The organism is Sphingobium phenoxybenzoativorans (genome assembly GCF_018286635.1).
In the GTDB taxonomy this organism is placed as follows: Bacteria; Pseudomonadota; Alphaproteobacteria; order Sphingomonadales; family Sphingomonadaceae; genus Sphingobium; species Sphingobium phenoxybenzoativorans.
Genome location: NZ_CP073910.1, coordinates 1,632,678 through 1,651,849 on the forward strand (window position 1 = coordinate 1,632,678; position 19,172 = coordinate 1,651,849).

General features: G+C 62.5%; 17 protein-coding genes and 1 tRNA gene. 9 read left to right on the top strand and 9 right to left on the bottom strand.

The features are described 5' to 3' along the window. Positions 1–163: 163 nt before the first annotated feature. Positions 164–850, top strand: coding sequence for a DUF2490 domain-containing protein (locus KFK14_RS07910; RefSeq protein ID WP_212610486.1), 687 nt, complete (start codon positions 164–166; stop codon positions 848–850). A gap of 117 nt (positions 851–967) precedes the next feature. Here KFK14_RS07910 and pth read toward each other — a convergent pair whose 3' ends face one another. The 5 genes from pth to KFK14_RS07935 all read right to left on the bottom strand — a co-directional run bounded on the left by pth (position 968) and on the right by KFK14_RS07935 (position 5,990). After that, positions 968–1,537: an aminoacyl-tRNA hydrolase gene (gene pth / locus KFK14_RS07915; RefSeq protein WP_212610487.1), complete on the bottom strand. Its 570-nt coding sequence runs from the start codon at positions 1,535–1,537 to the stop codon at positions 968–970. Positions 1,538–1,663: 126 nt separating this feature from the next. Beyond that, complete coding sequence (locus KFK14_RS07920; RefSeq protein WP_212610488.1) at positions 1,664–2,275, bottom strand: 50S ribosomal protein L25/general stress protein Ctc; 612 nt, start codon at positions 2,273–2,275, stop codon at positions 1,664–1,666. A gap of 253 nt (positions 2,276–2,528) precedes the next feature. Further along, positions 2,529–4,355 carry a DUF885 domain-containing protein gene (locus tag KFK14_RS07925; protein WP_212611081.1) on the bottom strand — a complete coding sequence of 609 codons (1,827 nt, stop codon included), beginning with the start codon at positions 4,353–4,355 and terminating at the stop codon, positions 2,529–2,531. 211 nt (positions 4,356–4,566) lie between these two features. Then, positions 4,567–5,016 carry an NfeD family protein gene (locus KFK14_RS07930; protein ID WP_212610489.1) on the bottom strand — a complete coding sequence of 150 codons (450 nt, stop codon included), beginning with the start codon at positions 5,014–5,016 and terminating at the stop codon, positions 4,567–4,569. Continuing rightward, the gene (locus KFK14_RS07935; RefSeq protein WP_070152661.1) at positions 5,016–5,990 is read right to left on the bottom strand and encodes an SPFH domain-containing protein; all 975 of its coding nucleotides are present in this window, start codon (positions 5,988–5,990) and stop codon (positions 5,016–5,018) included. The genes KFK14_RS07930 and KFK14_RS07935 overlap by 1 nt, the downstream gene beginning before the upstream one ends. Positions 5,991–6,080: 90 nt before the next feature. Between KFK14_RS07935 and KFK14_RS07940 the strand changes: the two genes are divergently transcribed. Next, positions 6,081–6,908 (top strand): HpcH/HpaI aldolase/citrate lyase family protein, encoded by an 828-nt coding sequence (locus KFK14_RS07940; protein ID WP_212610490.1) that lies wholly within the window; start codon positions 6,081–6,083, stop codon positions 6,906–6,908. 144 nt (positions 6,909–7,052) lie between these two features. Here the strand turns inward: KFK14_RS07940 and KFK14_RS07945 are convergent, their stop codons facing one another. After that, positions 7,053–7,937 (bottom strand): TraB/GumN family protein, encoded by an 885-nt coding sequence (locus KFK14_RS07945; protein ID WP_212610491.1) that lies wholly within the window; start codon positions 7,935–7,937, stop codon positions 7,053–7,055. 54 nt (positions 7,938–7,991) lie between these two features. After that, the gene (locus KFK14_RS07950; protein WP_212610492.1) at positions 7,992–8,894 is read right to left on the bottom strand and encodes a TraB/GumN family protein; all 903 of its coding nucleotides are present in this window, start codon (positions 8,892–8,894) and stop codon (positions 7,992–7,994) included. Between the two features lie 298 nt (positions 8,895–9,192). Between KFK14_RS07950 and KFK14_RS07955 the strand changes: the two genes are divergently transcribed. From KFK14_RS07955 to ppdK, 3 genes are all read left to right on the top strand, one after another. Beyond that, entirely contained in the window at positions 9,193–10,065 is an 873-nt protein-coding gene (locus tag KFK14_RS07955; protein ID WP_070152652.1) for a glycine--tRNA ligase subunit alpha, read from the top strand. A gap of 133 nt (positions 10,066–10,198) precedes the next feature. Next, a complete protein-coding gene (gene glyS / locus KFK14_RS07960) occupies positions 10,199–12,544 on the top strand; it encodes a glycine--tRNA ligase subunit beta (protein WP_212610493.1) in 2,346 nt (781 codons plus the stop codon). 222 nt (positions 12,545–12,766) lie between these two features. Next, entirely contained in the window at positions 12,767–15,463 is a 2,697-nt protein-coding gene (gene ppdK, locus KFK14_RS07965; RefSeq protein ID WP_212611082.1) for a pyruvate, phosphate dikinase, read from the top strand. Between the two features lie 27 nt (positions 15,464–15,490). Here ppdK and KFK14_RS07970 read toward each other — a convergent pair whose 3' ends face one another. Further along, positions 15,491–16,024, bottom strand: coding sequence for a hypothetical protein (locus KFK14_RS07970; protein ID WP_212610494.1), 534 nt, complete (start codon positions 16,022–16,024; stop codon positions 15,491–15,493). A 151-nt stretch (positions 16,025–16,175) separates the two neighbouring features. Between KFK14_RS07970 and KFK14_RS07975 the strand changes: the two genes are divergently transcribed. The 4 genes from KFK14_RS07975 to KFK14_RS07990 all read left to right on the top strand — a co-directional run bounded on the left by KFK14_RS07975 (position 16,176) and on the right by KFK14_RS07990 (position 18,284). Further along, positions 16,176–16,252, top strand: a tRNA-Arg gene (locus KFK14_RS07975). A gap of 198 nt (positions 16,253–16,450) precedes the next feature. After that, on the top strand, positions 16,451–16,639 hold the full coding sequence (locus KFK14_RS07980) for a hypothetical protein (RefSeq protein WP_139139169.1): 189 nt from the start codon (positions 16,451–16,453) through the stop codon (positions 16,637–16,639). Between the two features lie 199 nt (positions 16,640–16,838). Beyond that, positions 16,839–17,543 carry a DUF899 family protein gene (locus KFK14_RS07985; RefSeq protein ID WP_212610495.1) on the top strand — a complete coding sequence of 235 codons (705 nt, stop codon included), beginning with the start codon at positions 16,839–16,841 and terminating at the stop codon, positions 17,541–17,543. 54 nt (positions 17,544–17,597) lie between these two features. Beyond that, positions 17,598–18,284, top strand: a complete 687-nt coding sequence (locus tag KFK14_RS07990) for an extensin-like domain-containing protein (RefSeq protein WP_246524962.1) — start codon at positions 17,598–17,600, stop codon at positions 18,282–18,284. Between the two features lie 366 nt (positions 18,285–18,650). Here the strand turns inward: KFK14_RS07990 and KFK14_RS07995 are convergent, their stop codons facing one another. Further along, positions 18,651–18,965 carry a Rieske (2Fe-2S) protein gene (locus tag KFK14_RS07995; protein WP_212610496.1) on the bottom strand — a complete coding sequence of 105 codons (315 nt, stop codon included), beginning with the start codon at positions 18,963–18,965 and terminating at the stop codon, positions 18,651–18,653. Between the last annotated feature and the right edge of the window lie 207 nt (positions 18,966–19,172).

Here is a 19,172-nt window from a genome sequence, read left to right on the forward strand (position 1 = left end):
GCTGGCCCGCAATCCGGCCTGTAATCCTGAAAGTAGCGCCCGATACAGGCTTAGGCGCGGATTTGCCAGTGGCTTGGGGCGATGCAGCGGGAAACGCGCCAGCGACAAAATGTAACCTCGCGGACATCTCTCGAAAATGCAGGGTCATTATCGGCCCGATCCCATGCGAAAATTGCTTCCGGCCCTGATGGCCGCCGCCCTTGCCCTGCTTCCCACGATGGCGCAGGCCGAAACCCGGCATGACGAACAACTGTGGATCAACCTGACCGTGATGGGGCCGATATCCGGCGATCTGGTCTATTTCGGCGAGTTGCAGCCGCGTTTTGGCGATGGCGTGTCGCGGACGGAGGCGGCGATCATGCGCGGGGCGATCGGCTGGCGGTTCAGCCCGGCCGTCACTCTGTATCAGGGCTATGCCCATGTCGTGCAGCCGGTCGATGGCGGCCGGGACGTCAATGAGGAACGCAGTTTCCAGCAGATAAGCTGGAACATCGGCAAGCCTTGGGGCGGGGAGCTGTCGTCCCGGACGCGGCTGGAGCAGCGCTGGCGATCCGACGGACGCGATACGGGGTGGCGCGCGCGGGAGATGTTAAGGTACGAAAAGCCGCTGAAACCGGGCGTTCAGGGGCCAAGCGCATTGATATATTCCGAACTGTTCGTCGCGCTGAACGATACGGATTGGGGCGCGCGGGGCGGATTCGACCAGATCCGCAACTTTGTGGGGCTGGAGATTCCGGTAAAGGGAGCCACGACGATCGAGGCGGGGTATCTGAACCAGTGGATCGACCAGGGCGCCGGGCGTAGCCGGATGAACCATGCCGCCGCGATCAGCCTGTGGGTGCGGCATTAGTTTGTTTTGATTGATGGCGTGCTCCTGCGAAGACAGGAGCCCAGTCCTGAGGTCTCAACTGGGCTCCTGCTTTCGCAGGAGCACGTTGTATTTCAGATTATCGGTGCGGGCCTTATTTTAGTCCGCCAATCGCCCCGCCACATCGCTCATAAAGCGGACATCATCATTCTTCGCCAGCCATTCCGCTTCCGCGCCGATGGCGGCAAGCATGTCGGATAGCGGGTCCATCTCAACCTTTGCGTAATTGCCGAGCACATAACCATGCACGCGGTCCTTGTGACCCGGATGGCCGATGCCGATACGCACCCGGCGGAACGGGTTGCCGATATGCGCCTCCGTCGAGCGCAGACCGTTATGCCCGGCGGTGCCGCCGCCGCGCTTCACCTTCACCTTCATGGGCGCAAGGTCCAGTTCATCGTGAAAGACGGTGACGTCCTCGGCGGCGAGCTTGTAGAAGCGCATGGCTTCGCCAACGGCGCGGCCGCTTTCGTTCATGAAGGTGGCGGGCTTCAGGAGCGCGATCTTTTCCGGGCCGATGCGGCCTTCGGAAAACCAGCCCTGAAACTGGCGTTTCGGCGCGGAAAAGCCATACATCTCCGCCAGAACATCGGCGGCCATGAAGCCGACATTATGCCGGTTGAGGGCATATTGCGGACCCGGATTGCCAAGGCCGACCCAGAGTTGCACGGCATATTCCCCAAAAATAAACCCCGTTCGTCCTGAGCTTGTCGAAGGAATGCCTGATCTTCAAGGAAGAACAGGGCTTCGACAGGCTCAGCCCGAACGGGGATAAGCGGTGCGAGAAAGAAAGGCTTACGCCTCTGCTTCACCCTCCGCCGCGGTCTCATTGTCGCCTTCCTGGCTCTTGAGCGCGGACGGGGCGACGATGGTCGCGATGGTGAAGTCGCGGTCCTCAATGGCCGACTTCGCGCCCTTGGGCAGCGTGACGGCGCTGATGTGGATCGAATCGCCGACATCGAAGCCGGTCAGGTCGACGACCACATCATCGGGAATTTCGGCCGCATCGACGATCAGTTCGACTTCGTGGCGAACGATGTTCAGCACGCCGCCGCGCTTCAGACCGGGCGAGGCTTCTTCATTCTTGAACAGGACAGGCACGTTGACGTGCACGGTCGCATGTTCGGACACGCGCAGGAAATCGACATGCAGCGGGCGATCGGTAACCGGGTGGAAGGCAACGTCCTTCGGCAGGGTGCGAACGCCGTTCACCATCACCACCGAGTTGAAGAAGTGGCCGGTTCCAAGGAGCTTCACCAGCGCCTTTTCCTCGACGTGGACGATGGTCGGTTCTTCATTATTGCCATAAATGACGGCGGGTACGCGGCCCTCGCGGCGGAGAGCGCGGGAGGCTCCCTTGCCTGCCCGATCGCGTGCCTCGGCCGACAGCGTAAGCTGATCGCTCATTGCATGTCTCCAAAAGCTGTTTGAGTATACATGCCCGTCACGCCTCCAGGGATGACCATGCCGGGACGCGGCGCCAATAGCGGCGGATGGCGGGAAAAGCAAGGGGTGAGGAGTGGGAGGCGGGAACAGCCTCCCACCTCCGTTCGGGCTGAGCGAAGTCGAAGCCTTCGCCTGAACGCAGTGAAGGCACACTTCGCTGTGCTCAGTGGAACCCTTCGACTTCACTCAGGGCGAACGGAGGTTGATGTCCAACCTACGCCTTCGCCCGCTCCGCGATATGCGCGTCGATGTTCCGGCCCAGCACGGTCATCGGCACATTGCCGCCCTTGACGACTGCATCATCAAACAGGCGCAGATCATATTTGCCGCCCAGTTCCGCCTTTGCTTTCTCGCGCAGGCGGACGATCTCGCTGTGCCCGACCTTGTATCCGCAGGCCTGCCCCGGCCAGGCGCAATAGCGGTCCACCTCGCCCTGAACCTCCTCGACCGTGGAGCCGTTGGTGCTGGCGAACCAGTCGATCGCCTGCTGCCTTGTCCATTTCTTGGCATGCAGGCCGGTGTCGACGACAAGGCGGCAGGCGCGGAAGGAGATGGACTGGAGGTAACCGAGCTTGCCGACCGTATCGCCTTCATAGACGCCAAGCTCGTCGGCAAGCTGCTCGGCATAGAGCGCCCACCCTTCAGAATAGGCGTTGAAGGCGAGGAGGGAACGGACCAGCGGCAGCTTGAAAGTATATTCGCCCTGCCAGATATGGCCGGGAATGCCCTCATGATAGCTGAGGGTCGGCAGCGACTGGCGCGGCCACATGCTCGTGTCGCGCAGGTTGATGTAATAATTGCCCGGCACCGATCCATCCATCGTGCCCGGCCCGGCATAGCCGCCCGGCGCGCCCGCCTCGATCTCCACAGGGACGCGCTTCACGATCAACCGTCCGGGGACCAGCGTGGCGAAGGCGCGGGGCAGGCGGGTGCGGATGTCGGCGATCCGGCCGTTGATATAATCCAGAATTTGCTGCCGCCCGGCATCGGTGTTCGGGAACAGATATTTGGGATCATTGCCCAGCGCTGTCATACGCTCGCCGACCGTGCCCTGGGTCATGCCGAGACTCTTGAGCAGCGTATCCATCTCCGACTGGAGCGCCTTGAGCTGGTCCAGGCCCATCGCATGCACTTCATCCGGCGACATGGTGGTCGTCGTTCCGGCCTTCAGCGCCCAGGCATAATAGGCTTCGCCATCCTTCAGCTTCCATACGCCTGCGTCATCGGTCGCCTTTGCGCGATGGGCGGTCAGTTCGGCGACCTGCCGGTTAAGGGCGGGCGCGACCTTGTCCGTGATGATCTTGAGCGCCTTCGCGCCATAGTCGCCGGGATAATCCTTCGCGCGTTTCGCGATCGAGGTGACCGGGACCCACTGGTCGAGCGGCTGGGCGAGTGCGCCCTGCTGTTGCTTCAATGTCTTGTCGAGCAGGAAGGAGGGCAGGATCACGCCCCGCGCCGCATCCGCCTTCAGCCGCTGCGTTTCCCCGTCCAGATTTCGGGCATAGCTTTCCAGCCGGGCGAGATAGGCGTCGGCATCGGCCGGGGAGGCGATCTGGTGGCCGCTATCCAAGAAATCCGGGGTTTCGACGAACGCGCCGGTATTCTGCGCCACGACATAGGGCGAATTGCGGTAGGACCAGTTGCTGTTGATCGCGGCCATGTCGCCAAAGGGAAAGGCGAAACCCTCCAGCGCGGTTTCATGCGCCGTGCGCACGACATCGACATCCGTGGCGGTTCCGGCGGAGAGAGCCTTGAGGTCGATGGCCTTGAGCTTCTTCAGGCGCGACAGGGCGTGGTTCTTCGCTGCTTCGATACCGGCGGGCGTGCGGTCAAACAGGCGCGACTTGAGCGGCGCGCGCGCATCCTTGTCTATGCCCAGGCTGGTCGCGCTTTCCGGATAATCGGCGAGCATCTGCTCCGCCATGTCGGACAGAGTTGCTTCCGCCTTGGCGTCGCTCGACTGGGCAGCGTTTGCCGGGAAGGTGGACAGGGCAAGGGTCGCGCCCGATGCGATCAGGAAATCGCGGCGGCTGGTGGTTATGGGGGAGGGCATTGGGGGAGGTCTCCGGCTTTATCTTTGCCGGGGTTATGGGCCTGGTGTTTCGCCTTGGCAACACAGGCGGTGGTAATGGCGTCTATTATACCTTGCGTCATCCCGCACTTGATGCGGGATTCATTGGCTTGTCGTTTGCGTGTCCCGGATCAAGTCCGGGATGACGACAAGGACGGTCAGGAAAGGGCGCGTAGCGCCCTCAGGCCAGTTCCACCTTCACGGTCGCGCCGTCAGCGCCAACGATGCGCACCCATACGCCGGCGGCGGCGTCGGGGCCGCGGGCGTTCCATACGCTGTCGCCAATCTTCACCCTGCCTTGCCCGGCCGTGATCGGCTCGACCACGATCACCGTTTCCCCGATCAGCCGCGCCACACGGTCGTTGAGCATGGGGTCCTGGGAGTCGACGGGGTTCCCCGCATACCAGCGCCGCCCGGCCCAGGTGGCGACAAGGCAGAGCACGGCAAACAGCACGATCTGGCTCGCAAGGCCGATCCCCGTCGCCATCGCGATCCCGCCGGTCAGGGCGGCGGCGATCGCCACCCAGATCAGAAACACGCCGGGAATGATGATCTCGCCAATGCCCAGCAGCACGGCCAGGATCATCCACCACCAATGGTCGTGGAAATCGATGCCGGACAGCAGCTCCATCAGCGGCCGCCCTGTTCGAACGGGCCGGGGCGCGGACGCGGCGCAGGCGGGGCGGGCGGCGTGGCATTGTCGCCCAGCGCTTCCTTGGCGAGCGCGCCGATGCCGCCGAGCGTGCCGATAAGCTGCGTCGCCTCGACCGGGAACAATATGGTCTTGGCGTTGGTGGAGTTGGCGAACTGGCTCACCGCGTCGGTATATTTCTGCGCGATGAAGTAATTGAGCGCCTGCGGATTGCCCTGTGCAATGGCGTCTGACACCATTTGCGTCGCCTTGGCCTCGGCCTCCGCCTCGCGCTCACGCGCCTCTGCGTCGCGGAAGGCGGCTTCGCGGCGGCCCTCGGCCTCCAGAATCTGCGCCTGCTTCTGGCCCTCGGCGCGCAGGATTTCGGAGCTTTTCAGGCCCTCCGCCTCCAGGATGTTGGCGCGCTTCTCACGCTCGGCCTTCATCTGGCGGCCCATGGCGTTGACGATATCGGCAGGCGGACGGATGTCCTTCAGCTCAACGCGGGTGATCTTGATGCCCCATGCATTGGTGGCGTGATCGACCACCGACAGCAGCCGGGCGTTGATCTCGTCGCGCTTCGACAGGGTTTCATCAAGGTCCATCGATCCCATGACGGTGCGCAGGTTCGTGGTCGCAAGCTGCATGATTGCGACATATAGCTCGGAGACTTCATAGGCGGCCTTGGCGGCGTCCAGCACCTGGAAGAATACGACACCGTCGACCGACACCATCGCATTGTCCTTGGTGATGATCTCCTGCCCCGGAATATCAACAACCTGCTCCATCATGTTGATCTTGCGGCCAACGGAATAGAAGAAGGCGGGGTAGAAATTGAGGCCCGGACGCGCCACTTCGGTAAAGCGGCCGAACCGCTCAATCGTATATTGATAGCCCTGCCGGACGACCTTCAGGCTGCTTGCAAGATAGATGATGACGAGCAGCGCGACCGTCAGTGCAAAAGTCGTGACCATCAAAGGACCTCCCCCGGTTACCGGCTTGACTATGCCGCCAAAAGGGAGAGGGGGAAAGATGTTTCCCATGCGGAAGGATGTTTCAGGCCCATGCTCAACCATAATTTCCAGCTTCACCATGCCCGCTCGCTGCTGTTCCTGCCCGCGTCCAATGCGCGCGCGGTGGAGAAGGCGCGGGGTTTGGACTGCGACATGGTGATACTGGACCTTGAGGATGCGGTGCCCGACGATCGCAAGGATGAGGCGCGGGACGGCGCAACCGCAGCGGCCGCCCACTATGCGGGCAAGCTGGTCGGCATCCGCATCAATATGGCCGGAACGCCGTGGCATGGCGCGGATATGATCGCGGTCAAGAACAGCGCGGCCGACTTTGTGGTGCTGCCCAAGGTGGAGAATGCAAAGCAGGTTCATGATGTCTATGGCGTGTGCGCCAAGCCGGTGATCGCGATGATCGAGAGCGCGCTGGGCGTGACGCAGGCCGTGGCCATTGGCGGCTTTGCCGGTGTGGCCGGGCTGTTCATGGGGAATAATGATCTGCGCCGGGATCTGGGCATACCGGCGGGGGCGGGGCGCGCCGGGCTTTCCTTCGCGCTGCAATCCGTAGTGCTGGCGGCGCGCGCATCGGGCAAGGCGGTGTTTGACGGCGTGTATAACAAGCTGGACGACAGCGCGGGTTTTGAGGCGGAATGCCGGGAAGGGCATGCGTTTGGCTTTGACGGCAAGACGCTGATCCACCCCAATCAGGTGGAGGCGGCCAATGCGGTGTTCGGTCCGGACGAGGTAGCGCTGGCCGAAGCCCGGCGATTGATCGATGCCGCGACCGGCGGGGCGGAACGGCATGAAGGCGCGATGATCGAGGCGATGCATGTCGAAGCGGCCAGGGCGTTGATCGCGCGGGCGGAGGCGGTGAAGCGGTGAGTTGGTCGATCTATGAAACCGTTCAGGCTGAGCGAAGTCGAAGCCCTCAGCCGAACGAAGTGAGGCACTTCGCTTTGCTCAGTAGAAGGCTTCGACTTCGCTCAGCCCGAACGGGTCAGGATGATTTGTTTGGGTAAATTACAGTCACTGAACCCGGCTCACCCTGAATCCCTCGCGTTCCAATAGCGCGATCAGATTGTCCGGCCCGGCCAGATGCGCAGCGCCGACGGCGATGAAGGGGCGGCCGCGCATCACGGCGACCTTGGCGGCCCAGGCCCGGTTGCGATCCGTCAACAGCGGCCCGATCAGTTCCGGCTCCGGCGCGATTTCCGCCACGAAGTCGCGGGCGATGGCGTCCATGTCGCCGGAGAGCCAGGCCGATTTCATCCGCGCAAACTGCGCCGCGACATCCTGCGACTGGCCGATGGTTTCGGCGAGGAATTTGCGCTGGGTCTGTTCGGACATGCGGTCGAACACGCCAAGCTGCTGCTCAATTGTCTCCAGTCCCTCGACCGGTTTGCCGGCGTCCCGGAAATCGGCCGTCAATATCGTCTCCACGCCCTGTTCGCCGGAAAGTTTCAGGTCTTGCTGGCTGACCGTCGAAACCAGCATCGCCGCCGCCCAGCTTTCATAGGAGGAGAGCATCTGCGCGCTCATGCCGCCGCGCTGGATCAGCGCCTCCAGCGCTGGGCGTTTGTCCGGCGGCACGCGGTCGGTGATAGCAGGAAGGCCGGGACTTTGGCCAAGGCGTGCGAAAATCTCATGCGATCCGGCCGTATCGTCCAGCCCTGCGGCCTCCAGCACCAGCCGGTCGGATCCGGCTATCGCATCGCGCAGCGTCTGCGTTTCCCAGGCAAGCCCCTTGGGCAGGACATGGATCGTCCCGAAGATATAGGCGGTCGTCTCGCCTCTCTGCGCTTTCCATAGCGCTGGACCTTCGCGGGTGTCCCGCAGCGGCCGCTCGGACCCGCAGGCAGTGAGCAGCAGCAGGGCGAGGCCGATGACGGTGACGAAGGACTTGCGCATCATCGCAGATTTAGGATGCCGGACCTGCCGGTCAATGAACCGCGGCGAAGGGGCAGGTTATTTCTGCTTGAAGTCCCGCGCGGTCACACGCTTCACTGCGATTTTCCTGTCGCTCAGGTCGGCGATCACGCTCCGGGGACCCGCCAGATGCCCAGCGCCGACCGCGATGAACAGCGTTCCGGGCTTTTCGAGCCGGTTGGCGATCCAGTCCGCCCATTTCGCATTGCGGCCGAACAGCAGCACTTGCGCCAGTTCCGGCGTCGCCTCCAGAGAACGGTTCATCTGCCGCCCCAGGCTGTCTGGCTTTCCGGCCTTCCACGCTTTGATAAGGTTGGCAAATTCGGCGTCGGCTTTCGGCAGGCCGTTGACGGTTTCATTGAGGAAGGCGATCTGCTGCGCTTCCGGGAGACCAGCGAAGTAGCCGAGCTGCTCCGACGCGGTTTCAAGGCCGATAACAGGTTTCCCCGCCGTTGCAGCGGCGGCGCTCAAGATTTTCTCAACGCCTTCCTCCGCCAGATAGCCGCCCTTCACCAGCGGCATGACGGAAAGCATCACCCCCGGCATCCAGGGCTGGAACCGCTCGAAACCCTGCCAGGGGATGCCCGCATCCGCCATCGCCGCCAGATATTTCGCGCGCGCCGTAGCATCGAGCTTTTCCGAAAGCGGCTTGCCGTCCGTCGCCATGCCGAGTTCGCCCATGACCTTCGCCATTTCCGGCGCTGGCGGTTCGACCATTTCCAGGACCAGCTCGTCCGACGCGTCGAAGGCGGCTTTGACTTCATCGTCGAACCAGAGCGTGCCGGGCTTCAACACATGCACGGACCCGAAAAGATAGATGGTCGTGTCCGCATCCTTCACCACCCACAGGGCCGGACTTGCGCTTTCCGGCGCCTTCGCCAGCGCGGGGAAGGGAGCGAGCAGCAGGGCGATGCCGGCGAACAGGGAAAACAGTCTGGTCATATCGTCTCCATGCGGTCCGGGCGGGGCCGGGGCAAGTGCGTTCTATGTGTGAAGGCGTGTATGGGAGGTTACCGGTGATGGGGTGGGACGCGTGGCCCGATTACCCATAAATTTGGCCCGCTCCAGCGAAAGCAGGAGCCGAGTCCTGACGTTTGAGCTGGGCTCCTGCTTTCGCAGTAGCACGCCTGCGTTTGTGCAACACAAAGTCCGGCCTCTTAACCCTGCCGTCTTGACCCTACGCGCCCCATGCGCCAAGGCACGGCCCCTATATATTGGCCTGTAGAAAGCCCCAGACAGCGTGCGCGAAGGCGAACCCCTTTCTTTCCAGGACCTGATCCTGACCCTCCATGCCTATTGGAGCAAGCAGGGCTGCGTCATCCTGCAGCCCTATGACATGGAGGTTGGCGCGGGCACTTTCCATCCCGCGACCACCCTGCGCAGCCTTGGCCCAAATCCGTGGAATGCCGCCTATGTCCAGCCGAGCCGCCGCCCGACGGACGGCCGCTATGGCGAAAATCCCAACCGGTTGCAGCATTATTACCAGTATCAGGTGATCATGAAGCCTAGCCCTGCGAACCTGCAGGAGCTGTACCTGGGCAGCCTTGCGGAGATCGGCATCGATCCGTTGGTGCACGACATCCGCTTTGTCGAGGACGACTGGGAAAGCCCGACGCTGGGCGCCTGGGGCCTTGGCTGGGAAGTGTGGTGCGATGGCATGGAGGTGACGCAGTTCACCTATTTCCAGCAGATGGGCGGTTTCGACTGCAAGCCCGTGGCGGGCGAGCTGACCTACGGGCTGGAGCGGCTGGCCATGTATATCCAGGGCGTCGACAGCGTATACGACCTGAAATTCAATGACGCCGGAGTCACTTACGGCGACGTCTTCCTGGAAAATGAGAAGCAGATGTCGAAGTGGAACTTCGAAATCGCCGATACCGAGAAGCTGTTCCGCTGGTTCAAGGATGCGGAGGCGGAATGCCAGAAATGTATCGCCGAGGATGTGCCGCTCGCTGCCTATGACCAGGCGATCAAGGCCAGCCATGTGTTCAACCTGTTGCAGGCGCGGGGCGTCATCTCCGTGCAGGAGCGCGCCAGCTATATCGCACGGGTGCGCGATCTGGCGAAAGGCAGTTGCGAGGCGTGGATGAAGACGAACGGGTGGGCGGCGTGATGGGAGGGTTCACTCCAACCGTTCGCCTTGAGCTTGTCGAAGGGTGCCGCCGAGCGCAGCGAGGCGCCTTCACTTCGTTCAGGCCAGCCCTTCGACTTCGCTCAGGGCGAACGGATCAATGGGGCGCGGCGTGATGACCGATTTCCTGCTCGAACTGCGCTGTGAGGAAATCCCCGCGCGCATGCAGTTGAAGGCGTCGGAGGATCTGGCGCGCCTGTTCACTGAGGAGCTGGCGAAGGCCGGCTTGAAGCCGGACGTCATCGACTCCTTCGTCACGCCGCGCCGCCTTGCTTTGATCGCGCGCGGCCTGCCGCTGCAAACCGAGCCGGTGAGCGAGGAGCGCAAGGGACCGCGCGCTGACGCTCCGGCGCAGGCGCTGGAGGGCTTCCTGCGCTCCACCGGTCTGTCGCGCGAGCAGCTTGTCGAGCGGGCGGACGCGAAGGGCAACGCCATCTTGTTCGCGGTGATCGAGAAGCCGGGCCGCGCCACCAGCGATGTGCTGGCCGAAGCGATTCCGGCGATCGTGCGCGCCTTCCCTTGGCCCAAATCGATGCGCTGGGGGAAAGCAAGCCAGACGACCGAGAGCCTGCGCTGGGTCCGTCCGTTGCAGGGCATCGTTGCGATACTGGGCGATGATCTGGTCGAGATGGAGATTGACGGGGTTCGCTCCGGCTTCACGACGCTTGGGCATCGCTTTCATCATGCAGGCGAGATTACGATCGGCGGGGCGGGTGATTATGCAGAGAAGCTGCGCGCCTGCCATGTGATCGTCAGCCATCAGGAGCGGCAGGAGATCATCGCCGCGAAGGCTGCAGAGGCTGCCGAGTCCCAAGGCTATGCGCTGGTCGAGGACAAGGGGCTTGTCGCAGAGAATGCGGGCCTCACCGAATGGCCGGTGCCGCTGATCGGCGATTTCGACCCAGCTTTTCTTGAGGTGCCGCCGGAGGTCATCCAGCTCACTCTGCGCGTGAACCAGAAATATTTCGTGGTTCAGGAAGCGGACGGGAAACTCGCGCCCGCCTTCATCTGCACGGCGAATATCGAGGCGAAGGATGGCGGCGCGGCAATCGTCGCGGGCAACCGCAAGGTGCTTGCCGCGCGGCTTTCCGATGCGCGCTTCTTCTGGGAACAGGACCGCAAGACGCCGCTCGCCGAGCAGGCGAAGAAGCTGGAGCGGATCACCTTCCACGAGAAGCTGGGCACTGTCGCCGACAAGGTGGAGCGGGTAGCGAAGCTGGCCCGGTGGCTGGTGGAGGGGGGGATTGTTTCGGCCGTAGGTTCGAATCCTACTCGGGGAGCCACATCCGTCATCCCCGCGAAGGCAGGGATCCCGCTTACTTCGCCAGCGATCGATCAAGGCAGCGGGACCCTTGCCTCCGCAGGGGTGACAAAGGAAGAATTGGCGGACCTCGCCGAACAGGCGGCGCGGCTGGCCAAGGCCGATCTCGTCACCGAGATGGTCGGGGAATTCCCGGAGTTGCAGGGCGTCATGGGCGGCTATTACGCCCGCGCCGAGGGCCTGCCGGACGCCGTGGCCGACGCGATCCGCGACCATTACAAGCCGGTCGGGCAGGGCGACGAAGTGCCGACCGCGCCGGTGACTGTGGCTGTGTCGCTGGCGGACAAGCTGGATACGCTATTAAGTTTCTTTGATATTAAAGAGTATCCCACCGGGTCTAAGGATCCCTTTGCACTTCGCAGGGCCGCATTGGCATCTATCCGGATTATTTTAGATAACGGACTACAGATACACACTGATGCGCCGATAGAATTTTGGCTTGGGCAGACTGATCCCCGCGCAATTCTGTCGGATCGCGATATTAACCGCAGAAAGCTTTTAACGAGCATTCCAGATTTCTTGTTGGATCGTTTGTCTGTACAATTGCGAGAGAGGGGCATCCGGCATGATTTTGTGGAAGCATCTCGTCGTTGGGACGCTCGTGACGATGGCAGATTAGATCGGGTGGCCAATCGGGCTTTTGCGCTGCAATCCTTCATCTCCACCGAGGACGGGACAAATCTCCTCGCCGGGTACAAGCGCGCGGCCAATATCCTCAAAAAAGAAAATTGGGGCGAGCCGGAAACCGTCATGGCGGATGAGGCGGAGCAGGGGATTCCGCAGACAGGCGAGGAGGACCCCTTCGTCATGGTCGGGCAGCCCGATGTGGCGGACGCGGTGGCGAAGCTGGGCCATGCCGATCCAGCGGGCGCGCTGTCCTACACACCCGAACCTGCCGAGGCGGCGCTGATCGCCGCGCTCGACGCCGCGCAGCCGCGGGCGGCCGCGGCGGTGGCGCACGAGGATTTCGAAGGGGCAATGGCCGCGCTGGCCACACTTCGCGCGCCGATCGACGCCTTTTTCGATGCCGTGACCGTCAACGACGCTGATCCGGTCAAGCGTCACGCCCGGCTCGATCTGCTCGCGCGGATGCGTGACGCGGTGCATGGCGTTGCGGATTTCTCCCGGATAGAAGGATAGGCGTTCGTTCCGAGTCCCTGAAAACAGGGCGTTGGAAGTGGACGGGAAAACTGTATAGACTTTTGAGAAAATAGAGGTTCGTCCGCGTCAACGGCGTTAACAATGCTGCCCCGTAACGGGACTAAAGCCTCAACTGGTCGCGCGACACTTGATCGAATCCTTGCTGCAATGCACAACATGGCCCGTGACGTTCCGAATAAAGGGCCGGAAATGGTGGAAGTGATGGAAGCTGAAAGCCTGAAGACTGCGACGACTGACACCCGCTACGTCTACCGCTTTGGGGGCGGCGTGAATGACGGCGGGAATGGCAACAAGAATTTGCTGGGCGGCAAAGGCGCCAATCTGGATGGCATGGCGTCCATCGGCCTGCCGGTTCCTCCGGGCTTCACCATCACCACCGAAATGTGCACCCGTTACTATGTTGACGGAGAAGTGTATCCAGATAGCCTGAATGCGGAAGTGGCGGGCGGCATCGCCCATATTGAGGGCGTCACCGGCAAGCGCTTCGGTGACCAGGCCGATCCGCTGCTGGTGTCCGTCCGTTCCGGCGCGCGCGTGTCGATGCCGGGCATGATGGACACGGTTCTGAACCTGGGCCTCAACGACCGCACCGTTATCGGCCTCGCCTCGGCTTCGGGCGACGAGCGTTTCGCCTGGGACAGCTATCGCCGTTTCATCCAGATGTATTCCGACGTCGTGCTGGAGCTGGACCATGGCGCGTTCGAGGAAGCGCTGGAGATCGCCAAGGAAGATCAGGGCTATACGCTCGATACGGAGATGACCGCCGACGACTGGAAGGGGCTGGTCGCCGAATATAAGACGATTGTCGAGAAGCAGTGGGGCAAGCCCTTCCCGCAGGACGTGAATGACCAGCTCTGGGGCGCGATCAGCGCCGTGTTCGGAAGCTGGCAGGCCGACCGCGCGAAGGTCTATCGCCGCCTGAACGACATTCCGGGCGACTGGGGCACAGCCGTCAATGTGCAGGCGATGGTGTTCGGCAATATGGGCGACACCTCCGCGACCGGCGTGGCGTTCACCCGCGATCCGGCGACCGGCGAGAATGTCTATTATGGCGAGTTCCTGATCAATGCGCAGGGCGAGGATGTCGTCGCGGGCATCCGCACGCCGCAATATCTGACCACCGCCGCGCGTGAGCGGGCGGGCGCCAAGCCGCTGTCGATGGAAGAAGCGATGCCGGAAACCTATGCCGAGCTGGCGAAGGTCTTCAACATCCTCGAAACCCATTACCGCGACATGCAGGACATCGAGTTCACCGTGCAGCAGGGCAAGCTGTGGATGCTGCAGACCCGGTCCGGCAAGCGCACCGCCAAGGCTGCGCTGAAGATCGCCGTGGATATGGCGGGCGAGGGGCTGATCACGCAGGAGGAGGCCGTCGCCCGTGTCGACCCGGCCGCGCTCGACCAGCTTCTGCACCCGACGCTCGATCCCAAGGCGCCGCGCGACGTGCTGACCAAGGGGCTTCCGGCCTCGCCGGGCGCGGCATCGGGCATCGTCGTGTTCGACGCAGACACGGCCGAGCGGCGCAATGAACTGGGCGACGCCGTCATCCTGGTCCGCACCGAGACATCGCCGGAGGATATTCACGGCATGCATGCGGCCAAGGGCATCCTGACCGCGCGCGGCGGCATGACCAGCCACGCCGCCGTGGTGGCCCGCGGCATGGGCCGTCCCTGCGTGTCCGGCGCGGGCAGCATGTCGATCGACGCCAAGGCGAAAACGCTGCGCATCGGCGGCCGCGAACTGACCGAAGGCGATATCGTCACCATCGACGGATCGACCGGCGAAGTGATGGCGGGCGAGGTCCCGACCGTGCAGCCGGAGCTGGCGGGCGATTTCGGCACGCTGATGGTATGGGCCGACAAGGTCCGCCGCCTGCGCGTGCGCGCCAATGCGGAAACGCCGCAGGACTGCAAGACCGCGCGGGAATTCGGCGCGGAGGGCGTGGGCCTGTGCCGCACCGAACATATGTTCTTCGACGCGGCGCGCATCACCGCCGTCCGCCAGATGATCCTGGCCGACAGCGAGAAGGGCCGCCGCGACGCGCTGGAGAAGCTGCTGCCTGAACAGCGGGATGACTTTGCGCAGATCTTCATGGTGATGGCCGGCCTGCCAGTGACCATTCGTCTGCTTGATCCGCCGCTGCACGAATTCCTGCCGCATGAGGAAGCCGAGTTTGCCGAAGTGGCCAAGGCTGCGGGCGTGGGCGTCGATGAGCTGCGCCGCCGCGCATCGGAACTGCACGAATTCAATCCGATGCTGGGCCATCGCGGTTGCCGCCTGGGCGTGACCTATCCCGAAATCTACGAGATGCAGGCGCGGGCGATCTTTGAGGCGGCGCTGATCGTCAAGAAGCGTTCGGGCGCTGCGCCGATCCCTGAAGTCATGATCCCGCTCGTCGCCACTAGGCGTGAGCTGGAGCTGATGAAGGCTATCGTCGACCGCGTCGCGCAGGAGGTGTTCGCGGAGCAGGCCGATAGTGTCGAATATCTGACCGGCACGATGATTGAGCTGCCGCGCGCCGCGCTGAAGGCGGGCGAGATTGCCGAGGTGGGCGAATTCTTCTCGTTCGGCACCAACGACCTCACCCAGACCACCATCGGCATCAGCCGCGACGACGCGGGCCGTTTCCTGGGCAGCTATGTCGACAAGGGCATCTTCCCGCGCGATCCGTTCGTCAGCATCGACGTCGAAGGTGTGGGCGAGCTGATCGAGCTGGCCGCAGAGCGTGGCCGCAAGACGCGCCCCGGCATCAAGCTTGGCATTTGCGGTGAGCATGGCGGCGATCCGGCCTCGATCGCCTTCTGTGAGCAGACCGGCCTCGATTATGTATCGGCATCCCCCTATCGCGTGCCTATCGCGCGGTTGGCGGCGGCGCAGGCTGCGCTCAAGAAGGGCTGACCCTTAAGGCAGAGAATGTGCGGGGCGTTACACCACCCGGTGTGACGCCCCGTATCGCGTCAGATGCTCGTCGGTCTTGCCGTCGGCAAGCAACTTTGCCTGTTCGCGCCAATGTTCGTCGCGAATGGACCCGCGTCCCCGTTGCATCTGATCTTCCAGCGCGCGTTCATCCGATGATCCCAGGCGGGCGATTTGATCGTAACGATAATAGCCTGCTTCATTCAGGCGGATTTCGTCCTGCGGATCGATCCCGGCGATCACTGACAGTCTGTCACGGCCATCGGCCGCGGTTCCGCCTGCGATATTGACCGGTGCTGGATTGACTGGCGCTGGCGTTGCATCCTTCCGCTCCAGCTCCGCTATGCGCGCGTCGCGATGCGCCAGCGCGCTGTCGCGATCCCGGATCAGGGCCGCCCGCTCTTTTTCCAGGCGTTCGCGCAACCGCGCTTCCTCCCGCCAGCGCCGTTTGTGCTTGCCGGCATTGCTGACGAACAGGCCGAAGATGAAGCCGATCAGCAGCGTAATGCCCAGCATGACCCACAGATTCGCCGTGATAACCATTGCACCAACCTCCTGCATCCTGTCCCCATAGAACCGGCGATGGGGCGTTTGGTTGCGGCGGCGGCAAGGGAGCGTCAAAGGGCTGTCAGATATTCGACGGAAAAGGGGTTGCCAGAACCGTTTCCCCCTTCTATCTGCGCACTTCCCTTGCGCACTCGTAGCTCAGCTGGATAGAGCATCAGACTACGAATCTGAGGGTCGGGCGTTCGAATCGCTCCGAGTGCGCCAGGGTTTCCATCCCTTTTCCGAATAGATGTGTCGCCATATCGGTGGCCTTTTCGCCTGTGACTGGCGGCGGCCAGGATATCCTGGCCCTATTTGACATAAATTGCCGGGGGATCATCCGGGCATGGATTTACATTAACCTGAGCGAGAGAGAAGATCGCCTATCAACGCGCCATCGATCGCGATCGAAAGGGATGTCTTATGCGCTCTATGCTCTGGGTTATGACGCTGGCGCTCGCCACGCCTGCCTTCGGCCAGACCGGTGGCGGGAAGCCGCCTACGCCTGCGGAAAAGGCCGCCATCAAGGAAAAGGCGGAGGCTGACGCGAAATATAAATGTCTGATGTTCCCGTCGACCTGCAAGCCGAAGAAGGACGGCAAGAAGAAGTAGGGCGGCGCTGCTCTATGCCGGCGTCTGACTGAGCTGGGGCGGTATCTTTTTCCCGCATGACATCGCCCTAATTGCGGGGGCAGATCGAAGGCCCCTCGGAACAGGAATGCTGCGCCGCGTATTATGGAGGGGCCGCCTTCGCCTTGCCCCATGAAGCGCAGCGCGGTGTGAAATCCTGACCGAAGCCGGGAGGCATGCCGTGGCGAACCCCGAATTGATTCCAGCACAGCAACTCGCCGCAAAGGCCAGAACGCCTTTTCCGGGTGAGAGCGACGCCTACAGGCAGGCGCGGCAAGCCCTGCTCGCTGAGGAGATCGAATTTCGCCGCCATATGACCCGGTTGGTCGAACAGCGGCGCGCGCTCCCGCCCGGACCCGCCATAACCAGGGATTATCGGTTCAAGGACGAAAACGGGTTCGAGGTGGGGCTGCCGGACCTGTTCGGGGACAAGGATACGCTCGTCACCTATTTCTGGATGTACGGGCCGCAGCGTGAGCGTCCGTGCCCGATGTGCACCAACTGGCTTGGCGCGGTGAACGGCAATGCGGCCGACATAAAGCAGCAGGTGGCGCTGAAGATATTGGGGCGAAGCTCTGTCGATCGGCAGTTCCTGTTCGCGCAGGAGCGCGGCTGGCGCGACCTGAATTTCATTCAGACGGTCGGGGACGATTATGCCCGCGACCTTGGCCTTATCAATGCTGATGGCAGCGAGAATCCAGCGCTGGTGGTGTTCCAACGCGATGGCGATGCGGTGCGGCTGTTCTGGGCAAGCGAGATGACGGGCGAGATGGCCGATCCCGGTCAGGACCCGCGCGATGCGCCGGACATTGCGGCGCTCTGGTCGATACTGGACCTGACGCCTAGCGGACGGCCTGCGGACTGGTATCCCAAGCTTAATTACTGAACTGGGCGAGGCGGCTTGAGGCGACTGATCCGGGTAATGCGGTGGGCGATATGGATGGCCGTCGCCATGGCATTGGCCCTGACGGCTTATGCCTTGCTGAAAGGGCGGCCGCAGGATCTGCCCTGGACGGCGCTCGATCTCGCCCAGCCCGTCGGCCAGTTCACCGGACGCAAGCTCGCCGGACTGACCGCCCATCCCCGGACATGCCAGGAACTGCTCGCCAAGGCGGGCGTGCCCTTCGTGGCGATGAAACCTGGCGGAGAAGGGCAGTGCGCCTATGCCGATGCGATACGTCCGCAGGCCGCCAAGGGCGCGATCGCCCTGGACCCCGTCGATGTCGCGCCATCCTGCCCGGTAGTTGCCGCCCTGAAGCTGTGGGAATGGCATGTCGTGCAACCGGCCGCGCAACGCCGGTTCGGACAGCCGGTCGTCCGCATCACCCATTTCAGCAGCTATAGCTGTCGCCGGATGTACGGGCGATCGTCCGGCGACTTCAGCGAACATGCCACGGCGGACGCCATCGACATATCCGGTTTCGTCCTGGCTGACGGCCGCAGGATTACCGTAGTAAGGGATTGGGCGGGCGACGATCCCGGCGGCTTGTTTCTTCACGATGTGCGGGATGGCGCGTGCCGCCTGTTCTCCACGGTTCTGTCGCCGGACTATAATGCCGCGCACAGGGATCATCTGCATCTGGATCAGGCGGAACGGGGAGAGATGGGCTGGCGAGCCTGCCGCTAGAGGGCGGGGCGCGGACAGGTGGAGCTATATAGCCGCGCCAGTATAACCGGGCCAATATAACCGGGACCGTCCTCCAGCGTCACTTTGCGACCCGCGCCAGTCGAACGATCCCGGACTGACTTGCGTCAGCATTGTCATTGACGGCGCGTAGATGGCGAAACCGTGAAACAAATTAAACTAATAAAAATGATAAATTACAGTAATTTATAATAATAACTCTCAATAACATCGCCTATATTTGTTTATAATTTCGCGATGTTGTTGAAGGATATTTTATATCGCCGGATAATCAGGGACTTTATGATCCTAACTCCATTCATCGGCGATTAAGGGGAGGGGTAGCCGAAGAAAATGCGCCGATACGGATCAATTGTCCGGCAGATCAACATAGACCTGATCATCGGACACATGGACCGGATAGATGGTGATCGGCTTTTTGGTGAGGTTGCCGCTTGGGCTGCCGTCGCGCAGGTCGAACCGGACGCCATGCAGGGGGCAGAACACATAATGTCCCTTCACCTTGCCGCCCTCCAGCAAGGCGTAGGCGTGGCTGCACATATTTTCGGTGGCGAACAGTCCGACGGCCGAGCGGCAGAGCAGGACTGAGCGGCCCGCTATGGCAAAGGCCTTGCTGCCGGTTTCGGGCAGGTCGGAAAGAGGGGTTACCAGATGTGCGGTCATCGGCGGTTCGTCCCGATGATGGAAGGTCTGTTCACGGCGATCTCTCCCGTTGTTGCCAAGGAGTCCTCCTAGCGCTCCCGAAAATAAAAACAATCGTGCATGTTTTATATATGGACTGTGGCGGCCTTTGGGATAGGGTGCGCGAAGGCCCAAAGGCTGCGATGCGAACAGTCCCGGCGTGAGAGACGACCGGACGGAAAAAAGGAG